Consider the following 25907-nt stretch of genomic DNA (forward strand, 5'->3'; position numbering starts at 1 on the left):
GGTCTCCTCCTACGTTTCGGCCAGATACCGGTGCACCAGCATCACTGCCATCGAGCCTTCGCCAACCGCGGCTGCGACCCGTTTGGCCGATTCAGCGCGGACATCTCCTGCAACAAACACACCGGGCACACTTGTTTCCAAGTGGTGCGGCGGCCGGTCGAGGTTCCAGCCGCAGACGTCCTTGAGGTCCGGTCCGGTGAGGATGAAGCCGTGGTCGTCGCGGGCGATGCCGGCGTTCTCCAGCCACTGGGTGCGCGGGGTGGCGCCGATGAAACAACACAGCCGCGAGCAGTCGACCTTCTCTCGCTCGTCGGTCTTGTTGTCGACCAGCCACAGCCCGGTCAGGTGCCCGTCCTCGCCGCAGGTGTCGACCACCTCGGTGCAGGTGCGGACGCTGATGTTGGGCGTGTTCTCGATCTGCTGGATCAGGTAGTACGACATCGACGCTTCCAGCGACGGTCCGCGTACCAGCAGCGTCACCGACTTGGCCTGCTGCGACATGAACATCGCGGCCTGCCCGGCCGAGTTCGCGCCGCCGACGATGTAGACGTCCTCGCCGGCGCACTCGGAGGCCTGCGACACCGAGGCGCCGTAGAAGACGCCGTTGCCGACATAGCTGTTGCCGACGTCCTCCGGGTTGTCCCAACACCCGCTCACCTGCAGATGCCGGTAGTCGACGCCAGTGGCCAGGATGACGGACCGGGCGGTGATGCTCTGGCCGTCGTCGAAGGTCAGCGTCTTGCTGGCCAGCGCCGAGACGTCCAGCCCGACGACCTCGCGGGTGGTGATGACCTCGGCGGCGAAGCGCTCGGCCTGCCGGCGGGCCGACGTCGTCAGTTCGGCGCCCGAGATCCCGGTCTCGAAGCCCAGGTAGTTCTCGATCCGCGAGCTGCGGCCCGCCTGGCCGCCGGTGGTGGTGCGCTCGATCAGGACCGTGCGCAGACCCTCGGACGCGCCGTACACCGCCGCCGCCAGGCCGGCGGGGCCACCGCCGATGACGGCCAGGTCGTACATGTCCAGTGACGGTGTGGTGGCCAGGCCGAGCATCTCGGCCAGCTGCACGTCCGTCGGCTGGACCAGCGTCTCGCCCTGCTCGGAGATCACCACGGGCAGCTCGAGGCCGTCCAGCCCCGCCGCGGTCAGCAGCTGCTTGCCCTTGGCCTCGTCCGACGAATAGGCCCGGTAGTAGTGCTGGTTGCGGGCCAGGAACTGGCGGACCTCCCACGAGCGGGGATTCCACCGGTGGCCGATCACCTTCGTGTGCGGGACCGCGCGGTCGCCGACCTCATGCCAGGCCTCCAGCAGGCCGTCGATGATCGGGTACAGCTTCTCCTCGGGCGGGTCCCACGGCTTGAGCAGGTAGTGGTCCAGGTCGACCAGGTTGATGGCGTTGATCGCGGCGTGGGTGTCCGCGTACGCGGTCAGCAGCACGCGCCGGGCCAGCGGGAACACGTCCATGGCCAGTTCCAGGAAGTCGATGCCGCTCATCTCCGGCATCTGGTAGTCGGCGATGAACATCGCCACGGTGTCGCCCCGTAGCTGTAGTTCGTTGATCGCGACCAGCGCGTCCTGTCCTGATTCGGCGCGCACGATCCGATAGCGTGCGCCGTAGTGTTTACGCAGGTCGCGGGCTACCGCCCGGGACACTGCCGGATCATCGTCAACGGTGAGAATCACCGGATTGCGAGCCGGGGAAGCGGGTCCAGTCATCGCTGTTCATTATGCGCCCTGACTTGCGAAGACGATGGGTGCACCTGGGGTTGGCCGAGGGGCTTCGCTGATTTTGGTACCTGGGGTCAGAGCGGGTATCGTGGACCAACGGTGCAGCTTCTGCGCCGGCTCTTTGCGTGCTCTGTTCTGAAGTTCCCCGGAATTTCCTGGCATTAAGTCCACGTTCTTGTAGCCGGGGTGGGGTCTGCGCCAAGCACGGGCGTATGAGATACGAAACCGAAGAACCAGAGGATTACCAAAGAGTATGGCCAAGAAAGATGGCGCCATCGAGGTCGAGGGTCGCGTGATCGAGCCCCTGCCCAATGCGATGTTCCGCATTGAGCTGGAGAACGGTCACAAGGTGCTCGCCCATATCAGCGGCAAGATGCGGCAGCACTACATCCGCATCCTGCCGGAGGACCGTGTCGTAGTGGAGCTGTCTCCGTACGACCTGTCCCGTGGCCGCATCGTTTACCGCTACAAGTAGCGACGAGCGTCAGCGAGTCACTACCGGCGGGTACAGCAACGCGCCCCGCATCTCCAAAGCACTACCAATTCAGAACAGAGAAAAGGATCGCTAAGTCGTGAAGGTGAACCCGAGCGTCAAGCCGATCTGCGACAAGTGCAGGGTGATCCGCCGGCACGGGCGGGTCATGGTCATCTGCTCCGACCCGCGCCACAAGCAGCGGCAGGGCTAGTCCCCGAAGCAGTAGGCACCACCCAAAACTGAATGCAGACCTCCCAGTACCACTGAGCGAATAGGTCGCTCAACCACGTCCGGCACGGAGGCCGGACCCCGATCAAGACGGGGAACGGACTGGGATCAGACCTCCGCAACGAAAAGGAACACTGCCTGATGGCACGTCTCATGGGCGTTGATCTCCCGCGCGACAAGCGCATGGAGATCGCGCTGACCTACATCTACGGCATCGGCCGTACCCGCAGCCAGGAAATCCTGGCCGCCACCAGCATCGACCGGGACCTGCGCACCAAGGACCTCACCGACGACCAGGTGACCCAGCTGCGCGACTACATCGAAGGCAACCTCAAGGTCGAGGGTGACCTGCGCCGCGAGGTGCAGGCCGACATCCGTCGCAAGATCGAGATCGGTTGCTACCAGGGCCTGCGCCACCGTCGTGGCCTGCCCGTGCGTGGCCAGCGCACCAAGACCAACGCGCGTACCCGCAAGGGCCCGAAGCGCACCATCGCCGGCAAGAAGAAGGCCAGGTAAGTAAATGGCACCCACCAAGAAAGCCGGCGCTGCTTCCAAGCGCGGCAAGCCCACTCGTCGCCGGGAAAAGAAGAACGTCCCGCACGGCGCCGCTCACATCAAGAGCACGTTCAACAACACCATCGTCTCGATCACCGATCCCCAGGGCAACGTCATTGCCTGGGCCTCGTCGGGTCACGTCGGCTTCAAGGGTTCGCGCAAGAGCACCCCGTTCGCCGCGCAGCTCGCCGCCGAGAACGCTGCCCGCAAGGCGCAGGAGCACGGTGTCAAGAAGGTCGACGTCTTCGTGAAGGGTCCGGGTTCGGGCCGCGAGACCGCGATCCGTTCGCTGCAGGCTGCCGGCCTCGAGGTTGGCGCGATTTCTGACGTCACGCCGCAGCCGCACAACGGCTGCCGTCCGCCCAAGCGGCGCCGGGTCTAGGGAGGATCTGAAAAATGGCTCGTTATACCGGACCCGCCACCCGCAAGTCGCGCCGTCTCGGCGTCGACCTCGTCGGTGACGATCAGTCGTTCGAAAAGCGCCCCTACCCGCCCGGCCAGCACGGCCGCGCGCGGATCAAGGAGAGCGAATACCGCACCCAGCTGCAGGAGAAGCAGAAGGCTCGCTTCACCTACGGCGTCATGGAGAAGCAGTTCCGCAAGTACTACGAGGAAGCCAACCGCAAGGCTGGCAAGACTGGTGAGAACCTGCTGCAGATCCTCGAAAGCCGTCTGGACAACGTCGTGTACCGCGCCGGTCTGGCCCGTACCCGCCGCATGGCCCGCCAGCTGGTCAGCCACGGTCACTTCACCGTCAACGGTGTGAAGGTGAACATCCCGAGCTACCGGGTGTCGCAGTACGACATCATCGACATCAAGTCGAAGTCGCTGAACACCCTGCCGTTCCAGATCGCTCGCGAGGTCGCCGGCGATCGTCCGGTGCCGTCGTGGCTGCAGGTTGTCGGCGAGCGTCAGCGCATCCTCGTGCACCAGCTGCCCGAGCGCGCCCAGATCGTCGTGCCGCTCACCGAGCAGCTGATCGTCGAGTTCTACTCGAAGTAGTTTTGATGGATGCCCGTCCGGCCTAATCCAGGGCCGGGCGGGACCGCCCAAACCGGCATCAAATAGCGGGTGCCGAGAAGGAGATAGAAAATGCTGATTTCTCAGCGTCCCACCCTGTCCGAGGACGTGCTGGCCGAAAACCGGTCCCGGTTCACCATCGAACCGCTGGAGCCCGGCTTCGGTTACACCCTGGGCAACTCGCTGCGGCGCACGCTGCTGTCGTCCATCCCGGGCGCAGCGGTCACCAGCATCCGCATCGATGGTGTGCTGCACGAGTTCACCACCGTCCCCGGGGTCAAGGAAGACGTCACCGACATCATCCTGAACCTCAAGGGCCTGGTCGTTTCCTCGGAAGAGGACGAGCCGGTCACCATGTACCTGCGCAAGCAGGGCCCAGGTGCCGTCACCGCCGGTGACATCGTGCCCCCGGCCGGTGTGACGGTGCACAACCCGGACATGCACATCGCCACCCTCAACGACAAGGGCAAGCTGGAGGTCGAGCTCGTCGTCGAGCGCGGTCGCGGTTACGTCCCGGCCGTGCAGAACAAGGCTTCGGGTGCCGAGATCGGCCGTATCCCGGTCGACTCGATCTACTCGCCGGTGCTGAAGGTCACCTACAAGGTGGAGGCCACCCGCGTCGAGCAGCGCACCGACTTCGACAAGCTGATCCTCGATGTCGAGACCAAGAACTCGATCGCCCCGCGTGACGCCCTGGCTTCGGCCGGCAAGACGCTGGTCGAGCTGTTCGGTCTGGCCCGCGAGCTCAACGTCGAGGCCGAGGGCATCGAGATCGGCCCGTCGCCGGCCGAGGCAGACCACATCGCCTCGTTCGCGCTGCCGATCGACGACCTGGAGCTGACCGTGCGGTCGTACAACTGCCTCAAGCGTGAGGGTGTGCACACCGTCGGCGAGCTGGTCTCGCGTACCGAGTCGGATCTGCTGGACATCCGTAACTTCGGCCAGAAGTCCATCGACGAGGTCAAGATCAAGCTGCACCAGCTGGGTCTGTCGCTCAAGGACAGCCCGGCCACGTTCGACCCGTCGCAGGTCGCCGGCTACGACGTGGCCACCGGCACCTGGAACAGCGATGCCAGCTACGACCTGGACGCCGACCAGGACTACGCCGAAACCGAACAGCTTTAAAACAGAGAAGTTCCGTCCCGGCCCTACCTGATACGGGGGCCGGCCCCAATTAGGAGAAGTTGCAATGCCTAAGCCCACAAAGGGTGCTCGCCTCGGCGGGTCGTCGTCACACCAGAAGGCGATCCTGGCCAACCTGGCCACCTCGCTGTTCGAGCACGGCCGCATCAAGACCACCGATGCCAAGGCCCGGGCGTTGCGTCCGTACGCCGAGAAGCTCATCACCCACGCCAAGAAGGGCGCGCTGCACAACCGGCGCGAGGTGATGAAGAAGATCCGCGACAAGGACGTGGTGCACACCCTGTTCGCCGAGATCGCACCGCACTTCGCGGACCGCGAGGGCGGCTACACCCGCATCATCAAGGTCGAGAACCGCAAGGGCGACAACGCCCCCATGGCCGTGATCGAGCTGGTCCGGGAGAAGACCGTCGTCTCCGAGGCCGACCGCGCCCGTCGCGCCGCCGCCGCTCAGGCTGCTGAGGCTCCGGCTGAGGAAGCCGCTGCCGAGGCTCCGGTTGCCGAGGTCGAGGCTGCCGACGAGGGCATCGCCGATGCTCAGACCGCTGAGGCCGAGGCTGAGGCGACCGAGGATGAGGCCAAGTCCTAATCAGGTTGTGAACGACATGCCCGCCATCGAATCTGATGGCGGGCATGTTCGTTTACGCCTGGATATCTCGTACGACGGCACCGAATTCGCCGGCTGGGCACCGCAAGCCGGGCAGCGCACGGTCGCCGGTGTCATCGAGGAGACGCTGTCGACGGTGTTCCGCGAGCCGGTGCGGTTGGTCACTGCCGGTCGTACCGACACCGGAGTTCATGCGACCGGTCAGGTCGCGCACGTCGATGTGCCTTCTGCCGCACTGGGTTTCGCCTATCCGCGCACCCGTCGTGATGGTGACCCCGAGTTTCTGCCGCTGGTGCGCCGGCTCGCGCGGTTCCTGCCCGCCGATGTACGGGTGCGCCAGATCGTCCGTGCGGCACCCGGTTTCGACGCCCGGTTCTCCGCGTTGCGGCGACACTACGAATACCGGTTGTCGTTGGCGCCGTATGGGGTAGAGCCGCAGCAGACCCGCTTCATCACGCCCTGGTCGCGACCGCTGGATCTGGACGCGATGACGGCCGCTTCACAGGAGTTGTTGGGGCTGCAGGATTTTGCGGCCTTCTGCCGATTCCGGGAGGGCGCGACGACCATCCGGGACCTGCAGCGGCTGGAATGGCAGCGCTCGGGTGATTTGGTCACCGCCTACGTGACGGCCGACGCCTTCTGCTGGAACATGGTGCGCTCGCTGGTCGGTGCGTTGCTCACTGTGGGCGTGGGTCGTCGTGAACCCGGTTGGATCGCAGGCCTTTTGGCAGCCGACAGCCGATCCAGCGAGTACACCGCCGCCCCGGCGCGGGGCCTGACACTGGTGTCGGTGGACTACCCGCCGGACGATCAATTGGCGTCGCGCATCAACGTCACCCGCGATCTGCGCACCCTCGACTGACTGTCGCGGCTACGGGGCCGGGGGAGCCGGGGGCGCCGGTGCGGCCAATCGGGCCGCGACGAAGTCGGCCGCCTGGGCGACCATGCCGGACCCGATGTAGCCGTCCTGCAGGTGGTTCTGCCAGTCGCCCTGCAGTTGGGCGATGGTCTGGGGCAGTCCGTCCATGCAGACGGGGTCGGTGCCGTTGCACTGGTCGATGGTCCGATCCCCGTAGACCGGGCTGATGTTGCCGGCACCCATGCGGTGGGTGACGTTGCCGAACAGCGCCACCGCGGCGATGTGAGAGTCCATCCCGGGCGGCAGCGGGCTGTCGAACCCGAATCCCTTGTTGTCCGAGGACAACGCCATGGTTGCCGACGCCGCGCCCAGCGAGTATCCGCCGATCACCAGCCTGGTGTCGGGACACCGCGACGCCATGTCCTGAATGCGTGAGCTGATGTCGTTGGCGCCCTGCGGGATTTCGATGTTGGCGGGATAGTTCACCGCGTAAACCCCGACATTCAGCGGTGTCTTGGCGCGCAACGCATCGACGAAGGCGGTTCCGACCCGGCCGATGCCGGGGCGTTCATTACGGCCGCGCGCGAAGACCACTTCCACCTGCGGGCATGGGGCTGCCGTTGCAACGCCGATGAATCCCGACGGTCCGGCGGTCGTCGTCACCACCAGCCCGGTGGTGACGGACGCTGCCGCGCCAACCACGGCGACGGCAGACCGAACGGAGTTCATGACGGAGCGGGGGGCCATGGCTGGAGTCTAGCCGCGCTTCACAACCGTGCCGCTACGAACTTCGCGGCCTGGTTCACCATGCCGGACTTGATGTACCCGGGCGCGAGGTGGTCCTGCCACTCGGCACGCCACTTGTAGGGGCTGCTCGGATTGCAGACCGGGTCATCGGAATGGCACAGGTCGATGGTGCGGTTCTGGTACGTCGAACTCAATGCCGTGATGGGCGCTGCCCAGTTGACGCCGTTGCCGAACAGGGCTACCGCCGCGATGTGCTGATCGGTGCCGCGGGGCAACGGGCTGTTGAAGGTGAACGCCGAAATGGGCACCGCGATAACCAGATCCGTGGCTGCGGCGCCCAATGAGTAACCGCCGAGCACGATCTTGGTGGCCGGGCAGTTGCGGGTAAGCCATTGCACGCGCCGGCTCATGTCGTTGGCGCCCATGTCTACCTGTGTGTCCGCCGGGTAATTCACCGGGTATAGAGCGATATTCGGGCCGCGGAGCTGGCGCAGCGCGGTGACGAACGCGGCCCCGACCTGTCCGGGGCCGGGCGGTTCCATCCGGCCGCGGGCGAACACCACTTCCGCGGGTGCGCAGTTGGCGGCGGCGTTCGCCACGCCAATGTCCGTGAGTAACACGGACATTGGCGCGGCACTGACAGTCAGAGCGGTGATCAGCACAGCAGATATACGGCGGCCAATCACAAATCCGATGGTATCTCGACGAATTGACGGTCTCGTCGAGAAAAGATGCCAGCCTTACAACAATCCGGCGACGAAATTGGCCGCGGCGTTGGTCGCGCCACCCGCGTACGTCTTGTGCGCGTCTACGACCTGACCGTCGGTCTGGCAGATCGGGTCACCCGCGTTGCACAGGTCGATGACCTTGCCGCCCCACACCGGGCTGGCCGTCAACGGCAGGCCCAGCTTGGCAGACGGATTGCCGAACACTGCGATGGCGGCGACGTGGCCGGCGGCCTCGGGCGGCAGCGGGTTGTTGAAGCCGACGCCCGGAACCGGGATGGCGCCGATGACGTCCATCACGGCCGCGCCTTGCGAGTAGCCGCCGAGCACCTGCCGGGTGCCCGGGCAGTTGTCGGCCATCCACTGGATGTGGGCGCTGGCGTCGTTCGCGCCGTCAGCGGCAGCCAGGAAGTCGTAGGACGCCGGGTAGACGACGGCGTAGGACCCGACGGAACGGCCACCGACCTTGTTGCGCAACTGGTTGACGAACGCTCCGCCGACCCTGCCCAGGCCGGGGTCTTCGGACGTGCCGCGCGCGAAGGTCACCTCGATGTCGGGGCAGTTAGCGGCAGCGGCGACGCCGACGGCACCCAGGGATGGCGGTGTCAGCACGGTGATGCCGGCGATGACTACGGTGGTTGCGGTGCCGGCGAAGACGCGGCGCAGTGCACTGATGATCACACCGAATCCTAACCGCGGTTCCGGATGTGGGTCCGCGCCAGACGCTCAGCCGCCGGTCAGACGCGGGATGCGATGAACTGCGCAGCCTGTCCCACGAACTCGGACGTCTCGTAGCGCGAGTGTGCGAACGGGTTGCGGCCGCGCGAGCAGATCGGGTCGCCCAACAGGCACAGATCGACCGAGCGGTTGGAGAACAGTCCCATTGAATCCAGCGGGTGGCTGAACTTGGCTGACGGATTGCCGAATACCGCGGCGGCCGCGACTCGGCTCGCGAGGCCGGCGGGCAGCGGCGGTGCCGAGCCGACTTCGCCGATCCGGTCGCCGAGCGGCGGAATGCCCGCCAGCATGTCGACCACTGCGGCGCCCTGCGAGTAACCACCCAGCACGATCTTGGTGCTGGGGCATTGCTGCGCCATCAGGGCGATGCGGTTCTGTGCGTCTGTGGCGCCGTCCTGCGCGGTGAGGAAGTCATAGGACGCCGGGTAGTCGACGGCGTAGCCGGTGACGGTGCGGCTGCCGACCAGGGGCTGCAGCGCGTCGACCAGTACCGAGCCGACGCGGCCCATGCCGGGGTCGTCGTGCGTGCCGCGCGCGAAGATCACCTCGATGTTCGGGCAAGGGTCTGCCTTGGCCGGTGCCGACGGCAACAGCGCGGAACTGGAGATGACGGCGGCGGCGATCGCGGCCACGCGGACCGACGTGCTGAGCAAGGTCACGCGGGCCATCTTCACATATCGCGCTCAGCTACGGCCAATCGTTTGCCCTGCTGGCAAACCCTCCGGACTGTCCGGCCAGTCGTCGTGCCAGCTGGCCTCACCGCGGTCACCCTGGCGGGCGAGCGTCAGGCCCGCTAACACCACCGCACCGCCCAGCAATTGGATCCCGGTGATGGCCTCGCCCAGCAATGCCCAGGCGGACAGCACGGCGAACATCACCTCGGACAGGCCGACCAGGGACGCGAACCGGGGCTGCAGGCGGGCGATGCCCATGATGCCGAAGGTGTACGCCATCGCGGTCGGCACGATGGCCAGCGCGATCACGGGGACCAGCCAGGAGGTGGTCAGGCCTGCCAGCGTGGTGTCGTGGGCGGTGAAGGCGAGCGGCATGACGCCGGAGACGCCGAGTAGCGCGACCGTCACCGCGCCGACGATCAGGCCGCCGGTGGCCAGGGTGATGGAGTGCAGCCCGGTGCCGTCGGCACTGGCCTTGTCGGACATGACGAAGTAGCACGCGGCGCAGACGGCGGCGCCCATGCCCCAGGCGATGCCGGCGAGGCTGATCTGGGCTCCGGTGTGGCTGCCGGGTCCGATCAACCCGAGGACCAGGGTGATGCCGGCGATGGCGATCGCGACGCCGGCCAGGGTCAGGGTGCTGGGGCGACGACGGGTCGTGGCCCATACCCAACCCACCACCAGCAGGGGTGCGGCGTACTCGAGCAGCAGCGCGACACCGACCGGCAGGTAGGCGACGGCGTTGAAGTAGCACAGCTGGGCGCCCGCGATCGGGATGGCGCCGTAGGCGATGACCGTCCCTTTGTGGCTCAGGGCTTCGCGCACCCAGCCGCGGCGCAGGATGGTCGCGACCACGGCCATGACCAGCGCGCCGCCGGTCAGCCGGGCGACCACTGCCGCGGTAGGGCTCCAGCCGGCCTCGATCAGGGACTTGCCGAGGGCGCCCGCCATCCCGAAGGTGAAGGCAGACGTGACGGCGAAGATCATGCCGGTCCGGAAGTGACCGGCTGCGGTGCCGTTCGACGCAGTCACGGGCCACCTCCGATGGTGTAATGAGTGAAGTTGAGATTGGTCATGACGCTACGGAGGGTGGGTGTAACGAGTCAAATGAATTTCAGTCATGACACCGAGCTCACGCTGCGCGCGGCATGTGTATTGGTCAACAGTGACCGGGTCGACGGTGATCAGCTGGCCGACCTGGCGGCCCTCGACGGGTACCTGAATGAGTTCGGCTGGACGGGCCGGCGCGACCGCGACGCCGACGAGCTGGCGGCGGTACACGGTCTGCGCGCGCGCCTCGGCTCGCTGTGGGCCGCGGCGGGCGACGAGGAGGCGGTGGTCGGCCAGGTCAATGCGCTGCTCAGCGACAACCGCGCCATGCCCTGGCTGACGCGGCACCCGGAGATGCCGGAATGGCATCTGCACCTGGCGGCCGACCAGGATCCGCTCGTGCAGCGCATGGGCGCCGAGATGGCGATGGCCCTCGCCGACCTCATTCGGGCCGGTGAACTGCGCCGGCTCAAGACGTGCGCGGCAGCGGACTGCACCGCGGTGCTGATCGACATGTCGCGCAACCGATCCCGCATCTTCTGCGACACCGGCAACTGCGGAAACCGCCAGCACGTCGCGGCGTACCGCGAACGCCGCGCGCGCGAGAACTGACGTTTCCGTCCGACGCGCCCGGCGCCGGTTGCCGTAATGCATCGCGTCACGCGCGTCCGTCTCCTACCGTGATCACCGACACCTCAGTGTTTGAGCGGAAGGACGGGCCATTGGCCGAATTCGTAGCGGCCATCGACCAGGGCACCACCAGCACCCGGGCGATGATCTTCGATCACTCAGGTCGTGAGGTCGGACGCCACCAGCTCGAACACGAGCAGATCCTGCCGCGGGCCGGCTGGGTCGAGCACAATCCCGTCGAGATTTGGGAGCGCACCGGCTCGGTGTTGCAGACCGCGCTGAACAAGACCCGGTTGTCGGCGTCCGATCTGGTCGCGCTCGGGATCACCAATCAGCGTGAGACGACAATGGTGTGGGACAAGCACACCGGGCGCCCGTACTACCACGCGATCGTCTGGCAGGACACCCGCACCGACCGCATCGCGTCGGCGCTGGAACGCGAGGGCCACGGCGATGTCATCCGCCGCAAGGCCGGCCTGCCACCGGCGACGTACTTCTCCGGCGGCAAGATCCAGTGGATCCTCGAGAACGTCGACGGTGTGCGCGAAGCCGCCGAACGCGGTGACGCGATCTTCGGCACCTGCGACACCTGGGTGCTGTGGAACCTGACCGGCGGCACCCGCGGCGGCGTGCACGTCACCGACGTCACCAACGCCAGCCGCACCATGCTGATGAACCTGGAGACCCTCGATTGGGACGACGAACTGTTGTCGTTCTTCGGGATTCCGCGCCAGATGCTGCCGAACATCGCGTCGTCGTCGGTGTCCGAGCCCTATGGTCTGACCGCAGCCGACGGTCCGCTGGGCGCGCCGGTGCCGGTCACCGGCATCCTCGGCGACCAGCAGGCCGCCATGGTGGGGCAGGTGTGTCTGTCGGCGGGGGAGGCCAAGAACACCTACGGCACAGGCAATTTCCTGCTGCTCAACACCGGCGAGAAGATCGTGCGCTCGGAGCACGGGCTGCTGACCACGGTGTGCTACCGCTTCGGCGACGCGAAACCCGTTTACGCACTGGAGGGTTCGATCGCCGTCACCGGTTCGGCCGTGCAGTGGCTGCGCGACCAGCTGGGCATCATCGCCGGCGCTTCTGACAGTGAGACGCTGGCCCGCCAGGTCGAGGACAACGGCGGCGTGTACTTCGTGCCGGCGTTCTCGGGACTCTTTGCGCCGTACTGGCGTTCGGATGCGCGCGGGGCCATCGTCGGGTTGTCGCGGTTCAACACCAACGCCCACTTGGCGCGGGCCACGCTGGAGGCCATCTGCTACCAGAGTCGCGACGTGGTCGACGCCATGGCCGCCGACTCCGGCGTGCACCTGGAGGTGCTCAAGGTCGACGGCGGCATCACCGCCAACGAACTGTGCATGCAGATTCAGGCCGACGTACTGGGCGTCGAGGTGGTGAAACCCGTTGTCGCCGAGACCACTGCGCTCGGCGCGGCCTACGCCGCCGGACTCGGGGTCGGGTTCTGGTCGAACCCCGACGAACTGCGCGCCAACTGGCAGGAGCACAAACGCTGGGCGCCGTCGTGGGACGACGGCCAGCGTGCGGCCGGATACGCCGGCTGGCAGAAGGCCGTCGGCCGCACCCTGGACTGGGTCGACGTCTCCTAGCGATTTGGGCACGCACAAATTACCGGGATGAATTGGCGTCGGGGCGCATGTCCGCCCGCGGTTAGGCTGCTAGCCGGGGGATGGACATGGCTCGGGGGCAGGGTGCGCAGCTAGAGGCCAGCGGCCGGCGCTTTCAAATGCGTCGACTGATCCACGCACTGGTGCGTGGTGACGCCGCGATGGTCGATGAACCGATTCGCGCGCAATCGATTTCGTACGCGTCGGGATGGCTCGCCGGACTGCTCGCGGTCGCAGTGTGCGCGGTCATCGCGATCGCGTCACCGGCAGGCGGGCTGGGGGAGGCGCCGATTGTCATGGTCCGGGACACCGGCGCGCTGTATGTGCGCATCGGCTCGACGTGGCATCCAGCGCTCAATCTTGCGTCGGCGCGGCTCGTCGCCAAGTCCGCGGTCAACCCGGTGCCGGTCAATGCTGACGCGATTGCCGCCGCGCCGCGCGGACCTCTCGTCGGAATACCCGGTGCCCCAGCCGAATTGGGTCGACCGATCACCGCGGCAGCGTGGCAGGTCTGCGACAGCGGCCGGACGATACTGCTCGCCGGCCAGGACACCGGCGGGCCCGACCGGGCGCGGCCGATCCTGGCGACGGCAGCAGGCGAGCATCATGCGACGACGTATCTGGTGTACGCCGGCAGGCGGGCTGAAGTCGACTTGCGGGATCTCGCTGTGGTCCGGGCACTGCGACTCGACGGCGTCACGCCGCGGCCGCTGTCGCGGTCTTTTCTCGACCTGTTGCCCGAAGTCCCCGCCATTGCGGCGCCAGGCATCCCGGGTCTTGGGACAAAGGGGCCCGGCGGTTTCCTTGTCGGACAGGTACTTCGAGTCAACCGCGCCGATGCTGCGGAGCACCATGCGGTGCTCGTGAGCGGTCTGCAGCGCGTCGGCGACGTTGCGGCCGACCTCATCCGGTTCGCCCACGGCGTGGCCGACGGCGACCTTCGGACCGTGCGACCAGCGGACATCGCCAACATTCCGGCGGTCCACGACCTTGCGGTGTCGAGCTTCCCGGAGCAGGCCCTTGCACCACTACCGAGCGAGGTCCCGGTGTGCGCACAATGGCAATCGGATTCGAGTCGCGTGAATACCGCTGTCTTACCGGGGAAGCCGGCAGCGCATGAGGTGGCGCTGGTGCAAGCCGACGGCGACGGTCCGAATATCGATGCGGTGGCAATACCGCCGGGACGGTACGCGTACGTGCATGCCACCGGGGTCACCGGTGGATCGGTGACCGGCCCGCTGTACCTGGTGGCAGATACCGGAGTCCGGTACGGCATCCACGACGCCGATACGGCGAAATACCTTGGCGTGGAGGGTGAACCTATGCCGGCACCTTGGCCGCTGCTGGCCCGGTTACCCGGCGGGCCTGAGTTGAGCGTGCCGGCGGCTGAAGTGCTGCGGGACGGACTGGCGCCGTAGCGGCCGATGATCTCGCGAAATCCGGTCTCGGCCCGCCTCAAGGATCTAGAGCCGGCGCCCCGCTTCGTCGAGGACGCTGTGCAGGATGCTATAGATCTCGTCGAACTCCTTCTGGCCGCTGATCAGCGGCGGAGCCAGCTGGATCACCGGATCGCCACGATCGTCCGCGCGGCAGTACAGACCCGCCTCCCACAGTGCGGGGGTCAGGAAGCCGCGCAGCAGGTGCTCGGACTCTTCGCCGTTGAACGTCTCCCTGGTGGCCTTGTCTTTTACCAGTTCGATGCCGTAGAAGAATCCCTCGCCGCGGACATCGCCGACGATCGGAAGGTCGTACAGCTTCTCTAGTGTTGCCCTGAATATCGGGGCGTTCGCTTTCACATGAGTATTGATGCCCTCGCGCTCGAAGATGTCGAGGTTGGCCAGCGCCACCGCGGACGACACCGGGTGTCCGCCGAAGGTATAGCCGTGGGCGAACATCGTCTTGCCGTCGTTGAACGGTTCGAACAGGCGGTCGCTGGCGATCATCGCGCCGATGGGGGAGTAGCCGGATGTCAAACCCTTGGCGCTGGTGATGATGTCGGGGATGTAGCCGAAATCGTCGCAGGCGAACATCGAGCCGATGCGACCGTAGGCGCAGATCACCTCGTCGGACACCAGGAGTACGTCGTACTGGTCGCAGATCTCACGGACTCGCTGAAAGTACCCAGGTGGTGGTGGGAAGCAGCCGCCCGCGTTCTGCACTGGCTCCAGGAATACTGCGGCAACGGTATCGGGACCTTCGAATTCGATGGCCTCGGCGATGCGGTCGGCGCAGTACCGGCCGAATGCCTCCTGGTCGTGTGCGTAGGCATCGGGCGCGCGGTAGAAGTTGGTGTTCGGGGCGCGAAAGCCGCCGGGGGTGAGCGGTTCGAATGGCGCCTTGAACGCGGGGATGCCGGTGATCGCCAGCGCGCCCTGAGGGGTTCCGTGGTACGCGATGGAGCGCGAAATCACCTTGTGCTTACCGGGTTTTCCGGTCAGCTTGAAGAACTGCTTGGCCAGCTTCCAGGCACTCTCCACCGCTTCGCCGCCGCCGGTGGTGAAGAAGACCCGGTTCAGGTCGCCCGGCGCATAGTTGGCGATGCGCTCGGCCAGTTCGATCGCGGGCGGCGTTGCGTAGGACCACAACGGGAAGAAGGACAGTTGCTCGGCCTGGCGGGCAGCTGCCGCCGCGAGCTCCTCGCGTCCGTGCCCGACCTGCACGACGAACAGGCCCGAAAGTCCGTCGATATAGCTCTTGCCCCGGTCGTCGAAGATGGTGACGCCCTCGCCCCGGGTGATGATGGGTGGGGCGATGTCGGTCCCGTGACGGGCGAAATGGCCCCACAGATGCCGCTTGGCCTTGGCTGCCAGGTCGGTTGAAAGTGTTTGTGCTGCATTGATTGTTGTCATCGCGTGCCCCAGTTGTATTGCTGTTTGACGAGTTTGAGATAGACGAGCGTTTCGGTGGACAGCACCCCGGGTACCGCTCGAATCTTGCTGTTGAGCAGGTCGAGCAGGTGGCTGTCGTCTTCGCAGACGACTTCGATGATGATGTCGAAGGTGCCGGCGGTCAGCACGACGTAGTCGACGGACGCGATGGCGGCAAGTTGGTCGGCGACCTTGGTGGTATCGCCGGTGCAGCGAACGCCGATCAAGGCCTGGCGTCCGAAGCCCATTTGAACAGGGTCCGTCACGGCGACGATCTGCATGACGCCGCAGTCGATCATGCGCTGGACCCGTTGGCGCACAGCTGCTTCCGACAGCTCGACCGCTTTACCGATGGCGGCGTAGGACTGCCTGCCATCCTGCTGCAGTTGCTCGATGATCTCTTTCGAGAGTTCGTCGAGCTGGAATGCGGTGCCACCCCTCGTTTGGCTACTGCGCGCAGTCATCGCAGCGGCATCGGGCGGTGCATCTGGGATGGCCATGGCGTCAATTGTGCACGGATTCCGTCGTTCAGCACAACATTTTCGACGGAATCAGTCGAATGTTGCGTGATTTCGAGTGGAATACGCAGCAATGTTGAGGTAGCGTTCGGGATCGTGAGCGCAGGTGGAGGCCAGGTCGTCGCAGGTAGCTTCATCAACGGAGAGATCGTGACAACGGCCGGGAGGCCGTTCGAGATCATCAATCCGGCGACGGGTGCTGTCGTGGCGTCATATGCGCTGGCGACGCCCGCCGATGTGGACGCTGCAGTGGCCGCGGCTCGCGCGGCGCAGCCGAGCTGGGCCCGGGCAATTCCGGCAGAGCGGGCCACGGTTCTGGCGCGGTTGGCCCGACTGGTCGCCGAGAACGCTGACGAACTCGTGGATCAGGAGGTCAGCCAGACCGGTAAACCGGTCCGGCTGGCGGCAAACTTCGACGTCCCCGGCAGCATCGACAACATCGACTTTTTCGCCGGTGCCGCGCGACACCTCGAGGGCAAGGCCACTGCCGAGTACTCGGCCGATCACACGTCGAGCATCCGACGTGAGGCGGTCGGTGTGGTCGCCACCATCACGCCGTGGAACTACCCGCTGCAGATGGCGGTCTGGAAGGCATTGCCCGCGCTGGCGGCCGGTTGTGCCGTGGTGATCAAGCCCGCCGAGATCACCCCGCTGACCACGCTCACGCTGGCCCGATTGGCCGGCGAAGCGGGACTGCCCGAAGGTGTGTTCAATGTGGTGACGGGGCTGGGCGCCGACGTCGGCGCCGCCCTTGCCGGGCATCGTCACGTTGACATGGTGACGTTCACCGGCTCGACGGCAGTCGGGCGACGAGTCATGGCAGCAGCGGCGGTTCACGGCCACCGCACTCAGCTCGAACTTGGCGGCAAGGCTCCGTTCGTGGTCTTCGGTGACGCGGACTTGGATGCCGCGATCCATGGCGCGGTGGCGGCATCCCTGATCAACACCGGCCAGGATTGCACGGCGGCGACCCGCGCCATCGTGGCGCAACCTTTGTACGACGACTTTGTGGACGGCGTTGCCGAACTGTTCGGCAAGGTCGTCACCGGAGACCCGCATGACCCGAATACCGATCTGGGGCCGGTGATCTCGGCGCCACACCGGACCAAAGTCGCCGGCATGGTGGCGCGGGCGCAGCAGCAAGGCGGGCGGATCGTGACAGGCGGAACATTGCCTGAGGGTTCCGGCACGTTCTATCCGCCGACACTGATTGCCGATGTCGCGGAAGACTCCGAGATCTACCGCGATGAGATTTTCGGTCCTGTGCTGACCGTGCGGCCCTTCATCGATGACGACGATGCACTGCGGCAGGCCAATGACACCGAGTACGGGCTGGCGGCCTCGGCATGGACTCGCGACGTGTACAGGGCCCAGCGGGCAGCGCGCGAAATCCGGGCCGGCTGCGTGTGGATCAATGATCACATCCCGATCATTTCCGAAATGCCGCATGGCGGTTTCGGTGCTTCTGGGTTCGGCAAAGATATGAGCGCGTATTCGTTCGAGGAATACCTGACCATCAAACACGTGATGAGCGATATCACCTCGGTTGCCGAAAAAGACTGGCATCGAATTATTTTCGCCAAGAGGTAGTAGTCCCGCACGATCGTCGACACCAACCCGGGTGCAAAAGTCTCGCGGAGCACTTCTGTTGCGCAGCCTCCAATTAATTCGGAGTCCGTGGAATGAACCTCGAAAGCGTATCGCCCGCCCCGCCTGCCATGAAGTATTCGGAAGGCGCCAAAATCTACACGCAGTGTGTCCGGGTATTCATGCGCCACAACACTATTCTTCCCAGCGGTCCCTCTCTGGCAGTCAGCTCGCTGAGCTCAGAACCAGACGATAGACGCGATTTCAATATCGTGAGACACGTGCGCCGTCTCGCCGCGGACACATATTTACTCGACACTGATCTCGGATGTCCAATCCTGCTCGACCCAGCGTCAGACTAACGATATGAGCGGAATCTTCGGCTAGGTTGTTTCGCTTCCCGACGTGCGGCGGGCGAAGGTGATCACGAACGCGCTCAACGATGGCCAAACATGACCGACTTCTGTGACGACTGCCACCAGAAATAGCGCGGTCTTGTTGGCACTTTTAACACTTGTTGTAACTACTAGTAACAACCCGACCCTAAAGTTGTCGGAGGGTAGTAGTAGAGCGAAAGCGGTTGTCCCGCTGGGTCACTTCGCCCCGTACACACATCAGCCGTCGGCACCGTAGCCGGCATGCGGTCCGCGCCGTGTTCGTGGACCGACCAAATCACCATTGAGGAGGCCGATCAATGCCGTCAATATCCAATGTCGAGCGGCTCGAGGAACTCAGAGATTCTCAGCAGAATGCAGATACCGGACTTGCGGCCGCCAGCATGAGCGGTGTCGAGCTCGTCGCACAGTCGACCGCCGGCATCGCACCAAGCGCCGTAATGGTTTCTGGCGCAACCCTTGTGGCTGCCAGCGCGAGCGCAGGAACCTTGTATTCCTACGCCATCTCCTTGTGCGTGCTGCTGTTGGTGGGCTGGTGCGTATCCCGGGCCGCGAGGTTGCGGCCGGGCGAAGACCTGCTCTCTCATATCACCGCCGCGTTCGGTAGAGCGGTCGGCTTCGTCGGGTCGACCGGTCTCGCCTTCGGGTACCTGCTCATCTCCGTCGGCTGCGTCGCCCAATTCTCGCAGTACGCCAAACCCCTTCTCGGAGTTGCTCCACCGGCGAGCGCCGGAGTGCCCGCTACTTCGATTTCGGTCACAGTGGTCTTGGAAATCGTGTGTGTGCTCTGCGCGGCTTGGATGATGATCCGCGGCGTCCGGATCTCCGCATGGACCGGTGTGGTGCTCGAGGTGCTCTCTATCGGAGCAATTCTGGTCGTGCTCACCATGGTTTTGCTTCGGCACGGGTTCAGTCTCGCGCCGCTGATGCCCACCGGAATCACGATGCAGCAGGTGGTCAGCGGCATGGTACTGGCAACCCTGGGTTTCGTCGGGTTCGAGTCTGCCGCTTGTTTGTCCGTCGAGGCGAAAGACCCACAACGGACAATCCCGCGGGCAGTCACGGGCAGTGCGCTACTGGCCGGTGCGCTCTACCTGTATGGGTCTTACGCGCAGATCGTCGGATTCGGTGGTGCCGACAATCTGGCTGCCGACGCAACGCCTTTGAACACGTTGGCCGACGGCCTTGGCGTGCACTGGCTTGGTCTGGCCATCGATCTGGGTGCGGTGGCTTCCAACTTCGCCTGTGTGGCCGGCTCACTGACAGCGGCCAGTCGGGTACTGCGATCGATGGGTGAGTCGCAGTTGGTGCACAGCAAGCTCGCCGCGACGCATCCCATCCGTAAGACCCCGCATGTTGCGATCATCTTGCTCAGTGCGGCCGCACTGATCGCGGCACTCGGCTTGGGAGTCAGCGGAATCAACGAGCTCGATGTGTATTCCTACACCGGAACCATGGGAACCTTCGGCTACATGATTGCCTACATGCTGATGGGTCTGGGTATCCCGATTCTGGTGCGGCGCTTGGCACCACAGACCAGCGTTGGCGTCGCCGCCATCATTGGGCTGACCGCCACGGGCTGCCTTGCGTACGTCTTTTACCGCAACGTGTATCCGATCCCGGACTGGCCAGCAGACGTGATCCCATGGATTTTCCTGGCAGTGCTGCTCGCCGCGGCCGCGTGGTATGTCGCAGGACCGGCTCGCATCGCCCGCAGGCAGACCCGCGAATCGTCGTTGGCCGCGGACCCGGCGCCCGAGCCCGCGAGGTGACGGTCAGGGCACTCGAATCGACACGGAGCCACGCAGGCCTCCAGCCAGGGGCACGGCAACAAACCATACGTTCGATCAGCTAGCGCCGTGGCCGCCGGCGCCCGGTCACGGCGACGGCGGCCACCGCGATGCAGATGGCGGTGCAGAGGAAGGCGATTCGGCGCGATGGCCGATGGTCGGGACCGGGCGTCGGCGGGATGGCGCGCGGTGTCTTTGATGCGGGCCATCACCTGCCGGGCGGACAGTTGCGGCAGTCGCGAACGCAGCAGTGCGACAACACCACTGACGACGGGTGCGGCGTAGCTGGTTCCGGACAGTGGGCGGGAGTCTGGCCGGCTGTCGACGAGACCGTCGCCCTGCGCGCTCAGCGACACCACTGATTCGCCCGGCGCGGCGACGTCGACCCAGGGTCCGGCCAGGCTGAATGATGATGGCGCACCGGTCGTGCTGACCGAGCCGACGGTCAGCACGTAGTCGTCGTACCACGCCGGGCTGACCACGGTGTGCACGGTGTCCCAGTCCGGCGTGCCCGGACGTTTGGGGCCGGACAGTGGATTCTGTTGTGCGCATTCACCGCTGGTGTTACCGGCTGCGGCGACCACTGTCAGTTCTCAAAATGAATGTCACATTCTCAGTTGAGATGTCACGCAATGTCACAAATGACAAAGATTTGAGAATTTCTGGGCACGAGCCGCGGCCCGATACTTCGGGGGTGTGTCAGTCCTCAAAAGGACGTTGACGACGGTGAACTGAAAATGGCAACAACCTAGCGGATACCGGCAATTTTGCCTCTGGCTGGACCTCATGAGGTGACCGCAGACTCGTCGTATGACATTGCCGGACGCTTCACCCTCCCAAAAGGAGCTGCCCTCCACCGACGCCGATGTGGTCACGTTGCCGAGCACACCACTAGCGCTCGCCGCGCTCGAATTGGTCCGAGGCGCAGAGTCGCCGGCGATCGCCAATCACAGCGTGCGGAGCTATTTGTTCGCTCGGCTGCTCGCTCCACACGTTGGGCTGGCACCTGGCCGAGATTTCGACGATGAGCTTCTCTATTTTGCGTGTGTCCTGCATGACGTTGGATTGTCACCGCTCGCCAAGAGAAACACGCGCTTCGAGGTCGACGGCGCGGACCGCGCGGCCGAGTTTCTTAGCGGCCATGGTCTGGAGGCGCAGAAGGTCGACGCGGTCTGGGAAGCCATCGCCCTCCATAACACTGCGGTCATCCCTGAGCGGATGGGCGCCCTGACTTCGTTGACATACCAGGGCGTCGCCATCGACTTCGGCGGTGTGCTTGGTCTGCCGGAGGCACACGTGAACGCGGTAACCGCACAAATCGGAGCCGTAATCCACTCTGCCTACCCTCGTTTCAATATGGCTACGTCGGTCATCGACGCGGTCGCCGATCACGCTGCAAGCGGTCCGAACAACGCCCCGCGCTATAGCCCTCCGGGCGAAGTTTTGCGCGAGCGACGCGAATTCGGTGTCACCTACGGTGAGCAACTCATCGCCGATGGCGGTTCACGCTGGGGCAACTGAGCGCCGAAGCGCGTCCATTGAACAGAGACTCCCTGACGGCTGGTTTGCCGAAGTGGATATGAAATGAACAACGAAAGGATGCACCTGAATGTCTACACCTGAGTTCTTTGACACCCCCGGGTATGGAGATATTTTTCGCACGCAGTACAGCTACGGTCAGGCCGTTCGGATCGGCGATCGCGTGGAAATCTCTGGCCAGGGCGGATGGAACGATGACCTGACCTTCTCGGTCGATTCTCTGGAAGCAGAGATCCAGAAGGCCTTTGACAATGTCGAAAAGACCCTCGTGGCGGCAGGTGCGACGTGGAATGACGTTGTGAAAGTCAATACATATCACAAGCCCACCAGCGCCGATTCTATCGGCGACGATCACCTGACGGCAGTTGTTGATCAGTTCCGCAAGCGGGCGGGAGAACACCTGCCACTGTGGACTGCGCTCGGCGTGAAAGCGCTGGGTCTGCCCGAGATGCGTATCGAGGTCGAGGCTGTGGCTCTGATCCGGTCTGGCGGCAAATAGTTCCCGTACGACAGGGCTGTCTCGGCGCGAGACGGCGGCGGGACAGCCCTGTCGCAGTCGCTACGGCATACATATCCCTGCTTCGAGTGGAATAGACGAGTGATTCGGCGACCGCCGGCGCTTTGTTGTCCGAACCGAGATTGCAGTACATCGACCGCCGTGCAGTCCGCGCCATTGTGTAGAACATGTTCTGCGTCAGTAGATTTCGTGCACATAGAGAGCCAACGACGGCTACACGCATGGGCTTTCGACCCTAACCTGCGCCAGGTCAGTGCCGACCTGCTGCGCACAGTGCAATCGTCCGAAACGAGAGGACCGTGATCATGAAGATTCTCGTCACCGGCGGCTCCGGATTCGTCGGCGAACACCTCGTCAGGAGGCTGGCTGCGGACGGGCACAACGTACTCGCTCTTGCTCGGTCTGCCACATCAGTCGATAGGGTCCGCACGCTGGGGGCAACGCCGCTACCCGGCGATCTTGACCGTCCCGACGAATTCGCCCTACCCGCGGTCGATGCCGTCGTGCACGCCGCGGCATACTTCCGCTTCGCTGGGCCGCGCGCGGCGTACTTCCGCTCCAACGTCGCAGGGACCCGGGCGCTGCTGAACGCTGCGAAGCGCGCCGGCGCGACCACATTCGTGTACATGAGTGCTGCGGGAGTTGTCATGGACGGCCATGGCTCACCCATGCAGGCTGTCAACGAGTCCGCGAAGACCTATCCGAAAAGCTTCTCCGGCTATATCGCAACCAAGTCGATCAGTGAGGCTGAAGTGCTCGCGGCGAACACGATCGGGTTTCGCACCATCGGACTACGCCCCTCGGCGATCTGGGGCCCAGGCGACTCGTTCAGCCGTGAGATTCCCGGTCGCATCGAAACCGGGCAGTTCGCATTCATCAACCGCGGCGACTACCCGTTCAGCACCTGCCACGTCGACAATGTGGTCGAGGCGGTGCAACTCGCACTCGGCGGCGGTCCGGGTGGACGCGCCTACTTCGTGAACGACCGGGAGCCCATCACCTTCCGCCAATTCATCGCGTCGCTGGCAGATGTCCAGGGCCTGTCCATCGACAAACTCCGATCAGTTCCCTACACCGCGGCGGTTTCCCTGGGCTGGCTCATGGAGACGATCGCTTCTCTCCGCCCCAATCAGACCGACCCACCACTGACCCGAACGATGGTCCGCATGATCGGACGAGAATTCACTACCGACGATCGCGCCGCCCGTGCCGAGCTCGGCTACGTCGGCCAAACCTTGCGCGCCGACGGGCTCAAGCAATTGAGAACCGCACGCTAGTGCGGAAACGCTGCACCGCACCAGATCCCGTCAAGCCGCCACAGGCGCCCCCCTTTTGCAGCTGGATTGCTGCACACTCACTGAAAGGAAGACCATGATTCGCAGGACATCCCCGCAGGTCAACAACTTCATCACCCCCGACGTGTTCAAGGGCTTCGGCTTCAATCAGATCGTGAGTGCGGGCGACACCGTCCATCTCGCCGGCGTTGTCGCAAATGTCGGCGGCTTGGAGGACCTGCAGATCGTTCATCCCGATGACACTGCCGGGCAGTTGGATTTCATCCTGCGAGTTATCGAAGACCTCTTGAGAACTGAAGGCTTGGACCGCACAAATCTCGTATCCCTGACGATCTACGCGTCCGACCTGCCCGCATTGGCGGAAGCCATTCCCCGCGTTTACGTTCCGTGGGTCGGGGACCACGCTCCCAACATGTCCATTGTCCAGGTCGCCGGCTTCTTGTTGCCGGGTCAAGTCCTGGAGATTCCGGCGATCGCGTATCGCGGATGAGTCATTCCAGCGGCCGACTAGGTCCGAGGAGAGGTAACCCCACGACTGAAGACGGCTTGGCGCCCGCAGACTGCTCGGCGATATGGCTGCAGTCATGCGGTAGGCGGCAGCAACGCGAGACGCAACGGACCTTTCCTACAACCAGAATGAAGGCATGAACGATCACGGTGAGGCCAAACAGCATCGGCACGAGCTGAAGATTGGATCCGTCATCTTCGATGACATGGACCAGATCGACTTCACGGGCCCCTACGAGGTGCTCGCGTCTCTGAGCAACGTCACGTACACCACATATGGCCTGTCGTCCCAGCCCGTCCGTGATTGGCGTGGACTGGGACTTCTACCCGATGCGGTGCTCGAGGATGCGCCCCAGCTGGATGTTCTGCACGTACCCGGAGGTCCCGGTCAGCAGGCCCACATGGAAGACCAGCGTCTTTTGAATTGGCTGCAAAGACAGGCATCTGGAGCTCGATGCGTCTTATCGGTGTGTACCGGCGCACTGCTGCTGGGAGCCGCAGGGTTGTTGCATGGACGGCGTGCAACCACACACTGGGGTTCGCTCGATGTACTTCCGATCTTCGGTGCCACCGTCGTCCCTGAGCGCGTAGTCACCGACGGTAGCTTCGTGTTCGCCGCGGGAGTCACCGCTGGTATCGACGCGGCCCTTATGGTCGCGGCCGAACTGCGCGGACTTGACGAAGCCCAGGCGATCCAACTCTTCATCCAGTACGCACCGCAGCCGCCGTTCTCCAGCGGCACACCCGAAACGGCGCCGCCGCACGTCTTGCAATCCGTCACCGCCCAAGGCAGACCACTTCTTGAGCGTCGGCTTCAAACCGCCCGGCGGATCGTCGCCAACAGCTGAGGCGACGCAGTGCGTCGTCGGACTCGTTCGAACGAGTGGCCTAGCATACGCGAGACCTGTTCTGCCTCAATATGATCAGGACTGCTCACGTGTCTACACAGGCAGAGTCTCGACTACCAACTTGCCTGTAGTTCCAGATTCAAACGATCGGATGAACGCACGTGGCAGCTCATGGAAACCGTGGACCACGGTGTCGATCTCTTTGAGAGTCCCCTCTTGGAGTAACCGTGAGAGTTCCCGGTGGGCCTTCGCTGCGCGGTTGAAGTAGTCAAGGACGATGAATCCCTGTACATGGGTGCGTTTACTGAGCAGCTGTCCGAAGTTTCGGGGCCCGGCGGGCCTTTGTTCCAGGTTGTATCCATCGATCAATCCGCAAAGGGCTATGCGGGCGTGGTTGTTGAGTCGATCGATGGTCGCTTCGAACATCGGGCCGCCGGAGTTCTCGAAGACGCGGTCGATTCCATCCGGGGTGGCCTCGACCAGTTGTTCTGCCCAGTTCTTCGCCTTACGGTCGACGACGTCATCTGCGCCGAGATCGTCGAGAAGCATGCGGCACTTTTCGGGTCCGCCGGCGACGCCGACGACGCGGGCGCCTGCATGCTTGGCCAGCTGTACTGCGATGCTGCCGACAGCACCGGAGGCTCCCGAGACCAGGACCGTCTGTCCGGCTTGAGGTTTGAGTATGTCGCGTATACCTGCCCAGGCGGTAAGCCCCGTCATGCCAAGGATTCCGAGCCAGCGCTGCAGCGGTACGCCCGAATTCTCAGGGATACGTTCCCACTCAGATCCGGGAGCGTTGACCACGAATCGTTCTTGCCAGCCGACAAATCCACGCACGAGATCTCCTGGCGAGAATTCTCTGTGGCGTGCGGATACCACACGGGCGATTCCCAGCGCTCGTACCGGGGCGCCGATCTGGACAGGCGGTAGGTAGCTTGGGCGATCGTCGAGCCAACCACGAATCGCTGGATCTATTGAAACAAAAAGGGTTTCGAACTCTACATCGCCGTCGTCGAGATCTGGAATTACGGTCTCCACGAGGCGAAAATCCTTCTCGGTCACCGGCCCTTTCGGGCGGCGGGCCAGCACATACTGCAGGGTCTTCGTCACGTGGATCTTCCTTAAGTTTGTAGTTGCAGTTATTTCGAGCTGTTACGGCAGTTACGGTGTGCTGCGACCCGGGTGGGTCGGGTAAGGCTTGTGGGTTGTTTGCCGGCCCGGTGGTGCGGCTTGAAAGGACTGGCCG

General features: G+C 64.6%; 27 protein-coding genes and 1 pseudogene. 18 read left to right on the forward strand and 10 right to left on the reverse strand.

All coding sequences use genetic code 11. From position 1 onward, the window contains the following. Nucleotides 1-9 precede the first annotated feature (9 nt). The gene (locus TL10_RS03325; RefSeq protein ID WP_043401863.1) at nucleotides 10-1710 is read right to left on the reverse strand and encodes an NAD(P)/FAD-dependent oxidoreductase; all 1701 of its coding nucleotides are present in this window, start codon (nucleotides 1708-1710) and stop codon (nucleotides 10-12) included. A gap of 265 nt (nucleotides 1711-1975) precedes the next feature. Between TL10_RS03325 and infA the strand changes: the two genes are divergently transcribed. The 8 genes from infA to truA all read left to right on the forward strand — a co-directional run bounded on the left by infA (nucleotide 1976) and on the right by truA (nucleotide 6609). After that, entirely contained in the window at nucleotides 1976-2197 is a 222-nt protein-coding gene (gene infA / locus TL10_RS03330; protein WP_003886926.1) for a translation initiation factor IF-1, read from the forward strand. 97 nt (nucleotides 2198-2294) lie between these two features. After that, nucleotides 2295-2408, forward strand: coding sequence for a 50S ribosomal protein L36 (gene rpmJ / locus TL10_RS03335; RefSeq protein ID WP_003879483.1), 114 nt, complete (start codon nucleotides 2295-2297; stop codon nucleotides 2406-2408). A gap of 158 nt (nucleotides 2409-2566) precedes the next feature. Further along, nucleotides 2567-2941, forward strand: coding sequence for a 30S ribosomal protein S13 (gene rpsM, locus TL10_RS03340; protein WP_043401867.1), 375 nt, complete (start codon nucleotides 2567-2569; stop codon nucleotides 2939-2941). 4 nt (nucleotides 2942-2945) lie between these two features. Beyond that, on the forward strand, nucleotides 2946-3362 hold the full coding sequence (rpsK, locus tag TL10_RS03345; RefSeq protein ID WP_020101461.1) for a 30S ribosomal protein S11: 417 nt from the start codon (nucleotides 2946-2948) through the stop codon (nucleotides 3360-3362). A gap of 14 nt (nucleotides 3363-3376) precedes the next feature. Continuing rightward, nucleotides 3377-3982 carry a 30S ribosomal protein S4 gene (rpsD, locus tag TL10_RS03350; protein ID WP_043401870.1) on the forward strand — a complete coding sequence of 202 codons (606 nt, stop codon included), beginning with the start codon at nucleotides 3377-3379 and terminating at the stop codon, nucleotides 3980-3982. Nucleotides 3983-4072: 90 nt separating this feature from the next. After that, entirely contained in the window at nucleotides 4073-5125 is a 1053-nt protein-coding gene (locus TL10_RS03355; RefSeq protein WP_020101463.1) for a DNA-directed RNA polymerase subunit alpha, read from the forward strand. Nucleotides 5126-5189: 64 nt separating this feature from the next. Then, entirely contained in the window at nucleotides 5190-5729 is a 540-nt protein-coding gene (gene rplQ / locus TL10_RS03360; RefSeq protein ID WP_043984473.1) for a 50S ribosomal protein L17, read from the forward strand. Between the two features lie 16 nt (nucleotides 5730-5745). Continuing rightward, the gene (truA, locus tag TL10_RS03365) at nucleotides 5746-6609 is read left to right on the forward strand and encodes a tRNA pseudouridine(38-40) synthase TruA (RefSeq protein WP_043402209.1); all 864 of its coding nucleotides are present in this window, start codon (nucleotides 5746-5748) and stop codon (nucleotides 6607-6609) included. Between the two features lie 9 nt (nucleotides 6610-6618). On the opposite strand, the gene TL10_RS03370 is transcribed toward truA, so the two are convergent. The 5 genes from TL10_RS03370 to TL10_RS03390 form a co-directional block, all read right to left on the reverse strand. After that, complete coding sequence (locus TL10_RS03370; RefSeq protein ID WP_423136052.1) at nucleotides 6619-7353, reverse strand: cutinase family protein; 735 nt, start codon at nucleotides 7351-7353, stop codon at nucleotides 6619-6621. A 20-nt stretch (nucleotides 7354-7373) separates the two neighbouring features. After that, entirely contained in the window at nucleotides 7374-7979 is a 606-nt protein-coding gene (locus TL10_RS03375; RefSeq protein WP_231575695.1) for a cutinase family protein, read from the reverse strand. 114 nt (nucleotides 7980-8093) lie between these two features. Further along, nucleotides 8094-8759: a cutinase family protein gene (locus TL10_RS03380; protein WP_082067823.1), complete on the reverse strand. Its 666-nt coding sequence runs from the start codon at nucleotides 8757-8759 to the stop codon at nucleotides 8094-8096. Between the two features lie 56 nt (nucleotides 8760-8815). Beyond that, entirely contained in the window at nucleotides 8816-9484 is a 669-nt protein-coding gene (locus tag TL10_RS03385) for a cutinase family protein (RefSeq protein WP_043984519.1), read from the reverse strand. A gap of 15 nt (nucleotides 9485-9499) precedes the next feature. Then, on the reverse strand, nucleotides 9500-10477 hold the full coding sequence (locus TL10_RS03390) for an EamA family transporter (RefSeq protein WP_234711357.1): 978 nt from the start codon (nucleotides 10475-10477) through the stop codon (nucleotides 9500-9502). 120 nt (nucleotides 10478-10597) lie between these two features. Between TL10_RS03390 and TL10_RS03395 the strand changes: the two genes are divergently transcribed. From TL10_RS03395 to eccB, 3 genes are all read left to right on the forward strand, one after another. Next, complete coding sequence (locus tag TL10_RS03395; protein WP_043401880.1) at nucleotides 10598-11152, forward strand: CGNR zinc finger domain-containing protein; 555 nt, start codon at nucleotides 10598-10600, stop codon at nucleotides 11150-11152. Nucleotides 11153-11262: 110 nt separating this feature from the next. Then, nucleotides 11263-12780 (forward strand): glycerol kinase GlpK, encoded by a 1518-nt coding sequence (gene glpK / locus TL10_RS03400; RefSeq protein ID WP_043984521.1) that lies wholly within the window; start codon nucleotides 11263-11265, stop codon nucleotides 12778-12780. 86 nt (nucleotides 12781-12866) lie between these two features. Beyond that, nucleotides 12867-14216, forward strand: a complete 1350-nt coding sequence (eccB, locus tag TL10_RS03405; RefSeq protein ID WP_043984522.1) for a type VII secretion protein EccB — start codon at nucleotides 12867-12869, stop codon at nucleotides 14214-14216. 45 nt (nucleotides 14217-14261) lie between these two features. Here the strand turns inward: eccB and TL10_RS03410 are convergent, their stop codons facing one another. Then, nucleotides 14262-15647 carry an aspartate aminotransferase family protein gene (locus tag TL10_RS03410; RefSeq protein ID WP_043984477.1) on the reverse strand — a complete coding sequence of 462 codons (1386 nt, stop codon included), beginning with the start codon at nucleotides 15645-15647 and terminating at the stop codon, nucleotides 14262-14264. After that, on the reverse strand, nucleotides 15644-16165 hold the full coding sequence (locus TL10_RS03415; RefSeq protein WP_043984478.1) for an Lrp/AsnC family transcriptional regulator: 522 nt from the start codon (nucleotides 16163-16165) through the stop codon (nucleotides 15644-15646). Before TL10_RS03415 ends, TL10_RS03410 begins: the two co-directional genes overlap by 4 nt. A gap of 114 nt (nucleotides 16166-16279) precedes the next feature. Here TL10_RS03415 and TL10_RS03420 point away from each other — a divergent pair, with 114 nt between their 5' ends. Both TL10_RS03420 and TL10_RS03425 read left to right on the forward strand, forming a co-directional pair. After that, on the forward strand, nucleotides 16280-17773 hold the full coding sequence (locus TL10_RS03420) for a gamma-aminobutyraldehyde dehydrogenase (RefSeq protein ID WP_110788951.1): 1494 nt from the start codon (nucleotides 16280-16282) through the stop codon (nucleotides 17771-17773). A 691-nt stretch (nucleotides 17774-18464) separates the two neighbouring features. Beyond that, the gene (locus tag TL10_RS03425; protein ID WP_043984479.1) at nucleotides 18465-19937 is read left to right on the forward strand and encodes an APC family permease; all 1473 of its coding nucleotides are present in this window, start codon (nucleotides 18465-18467) and stop codon (nucleotides 19935-19937) included. Between the two features lie 194 nt (nucleotides 19938-20131). On the opposite strand, the pseudogene TL10_RS29965 reads toward TL10_RS03425, so the two are convergent. Beyond that, nucleotides 20132-20545 (reverse strand): annotated as a pseudogene (locus TL10_RS29965) (S8 family serine peptidase); the annotation flags it as partial. 220 nt (nucleotides 20546-20765) lie between these two features. Between TL10_RS29965 and TL10_RS03430 the strand changes: the two are divergent. From TL10_RS03430 to TL10_RS03450, 5 genes are all read left to right on the forward strand, one after another. Further along, on the forward strand, nucleotides 20766-21476 hold the full coding sequence (locus TL10_RS03430) for an HD domain-containing protein (RefSeq protein ID WP_043984480.1): 711 nt from the start codon (nucleotides 20766-20768) through the stop codon (nucleotides 21474-21476). Nucleotides 21477-21564: 88 nt separating this feature from the next. Further along, complete coding sequence (locus tag TL10_RS03435; protein ID WP_043984481.1) at nucleotides 21565-21993, forward strand: Rid family hydrolase; 429 nt, start codon at nucleotides 21565-21567, stop codon at nucleotides 21991-21993. Nucleotides 21994-22316: 323 nt separating this feature from the next. Continuing rightward, nucleotides 22317-23288: an NAD-dependent epimerase/dehydratase family protein gene (locus TL10_RS03440; protein WP_043984524.1), complete on the forward strand. Its 972-nt coding sequence runs from the start codon at nucleotides 22317-22319 to the stop codon at nucleotides 23286-23288. Between the two features lie 94 nt (nucleotides 23289-23382). Continuing rightward, a complete protein-coding gene (locus TL10_RS03445) occupies nucleotides 23383-23796 on the forward strand; it encodes a RidA family protein (protein ID WP_029119788.1) in 414 nt (137 codons plus the stop codon). A gap of 154 nt (nucleotides 23797-23950) precedes the next feature. Then, the gene (locus TL10_RS03450) at nucleotides 23951-24661 is read left to right on the forward strand and encodes a DJ-1/PfpI family protein (protein WP_043984482.1); all 711 of its coding nucleotides are present in this window, start codon (nucleotides 23951-23953) and stop codon (nucleotides 24659-24661) included. A gap of 93 nt (nucleotides 24662-24754) precedes the next feature. On the opposite strand, the gene TL10_RS29970 is transcribed toward TL10_RS03450, so the two are convergent. Further along, complete coding sequence (locus tag TL10_RS29970; protein WP_110788943.1) at nucleotides 24755-25771, reverse strand: NADP-dependent oxidoreductase; 1017 nt, start codon at nucleotides 25769-25771, stop codon at nucleotides 24755-24757. Nucleotides 25772-25907: the final 136 nt, after the last annotated feature.

It is taken from the genome of Mycolicibacterium llatzerense, from assembly GCF_000878195.1.
GTDB lineage: Bacteria > Actinomycetota > Actinomycetes > Mycobacteriales > Mycobacteriaceae > Mycobacterium > Mycobacterium llatzerense.

Coding starts and splice junctions, on each gene's coding strand:
- TL10_RS03430 (WP_043984480.1), top strand. CDS start 20,766: ATGACATTGCCGGACGCTTCACCCTCCCAAAAGGAGCTGCCCTCCACC.
- truA (WP_043402209.1), top strand. CDS start 5,746: ATGCCCGCCATCGAATCTGATGGCGGGCATGTTCGTTTACGCCTGGAT.
- TL10_RS03395 (WP_043401880.1), top strand. CDS start 10,598: ATGAATTTCAGTCATGACACCGAGCTCACGCTGCGCGCGGCATGTGTA.
- eccB (WP_043984522.1), top strand. CDS start 12,867: ATGGCTCGGGGGCAGGGTGCGCAGCTAGAGGCCAGCGGCCGGCGCTTT.
- rpsM (WP_043401867.1), top strand. CDS start 2,567: ATGGCACGTCTCATGGGCGTTGATCTCCCGCGCGACAAGCGCATGGAG.
- TL10_RS03410 (WP_043984477.1), bottom strand. CDS start 15,647: ATGACAACAATCAATGCAGCACAAACACTTTCAACCGACCTGGCAGCC.
- TL10_RS03385 (WP_043984519.1), bottom strand. CDS start 9,484: ATGGCCCGCGTGACCTTGCTCAGCACGTCGGTCCGCGTGGCCGCGATC.
- TL10_RS03425 (WP_043984479.1), top strand. CDS start 18,465: ATGCCGTCAATATCCAATGTCGAGCGGCTCGAGGAACTCAGAGATTCT.
- TL10_RS03390 (WP_234711357.1), bottom strand. CDS start 10,477: ATGATCTTCGCCGTCACGTCTGCCTTCACCTTCGGGATGGCGGGCGCC.
- TL10_RS03440 (WP_043984524.1), top strand. CDS start 22,317: ATGAAGATTCTCGTCACCGGCGGCTCCGGATTCGTCGGCGAACACCTC.
- infA (WP_003886926.1), top strand. CDS start 1,976: ATGGCCAAGAAAGATGGCGCCATCGAGGTCGAGGGTCGCGTGATCGAG.
- rplQ (WP_043984473.1), top strand. CDS start 5,190: ATGCCTAAGCCCACAAAGGGTGCTCGCCTCGGCGGGTCGTCGTCACAC.
- TL10_RS03375 (WP_231575695.1), bottom strand. CDS start 7,979: ATGTCCGTGTTACTCACGGACATTGGCGTGGCGAACGCCGCCGCCAAC.
- TL10_RS03450 (WP_043984482.1), top strand. CDS start 23,951: ATGAACGATCACGGTGAGGCCAAACAGCATCGGCACGAGCTGAAGATT.
- TL10_RS03355 (WP_020101463.1), top strand. CDS start 4,073: ATGCTGATTTCTCAGCGTCCCACCCTGTCCGAGGACGTGCTGGCCGAA.
- TL10_RS03445 (WP_029119788.1), top strand. CDS start 23,383: ATGATTCGCAGGACATCCCCGCAGGTCAACAACTTCATCACCCCCGAC.
- rpsK (WP_020101461.1), top strand. CDS start 2,946: ATGGCACCCACCAAGAAAGCCGGCGCTGCTTCCAAGCGCGGCAAGCCC.
- TL10_RS03415 (WP_043984478.1), bottom strand. CDS start 16,165: ATGGCCATCCCAGATGCACCGCCCGATGCCGCTGCGATGACTGCGCGC.
- TL10_RS03325 (WP_043401863.1), bottom strand. CDS start 1,710: ATGACTGGACCCGCTTCCCCGGCTCGCAATCCGGTGATTCTCACCGTT.
- rpsD (WP_043401870.1), top strand. CDS start 3,377: ATGGCTCGTTATACCGGACCCGCCACCCGCAAGTCGCGCCGTCTCGGC.
- TL10_RS03435 (WP_043984481.1), top strand. CDS start 21,565: ATGTCTACACCTGAGTTCTTTGACACCCCCGGGTATGGAGATATTTTT.
- TL10_RS03370 (WP_423136052.1), bottom strand. CDS start 7,353: ATGGCCCCCCGCTCCGTCATGAACTCCGTTCGGTCTGCCGTCGCCGTG.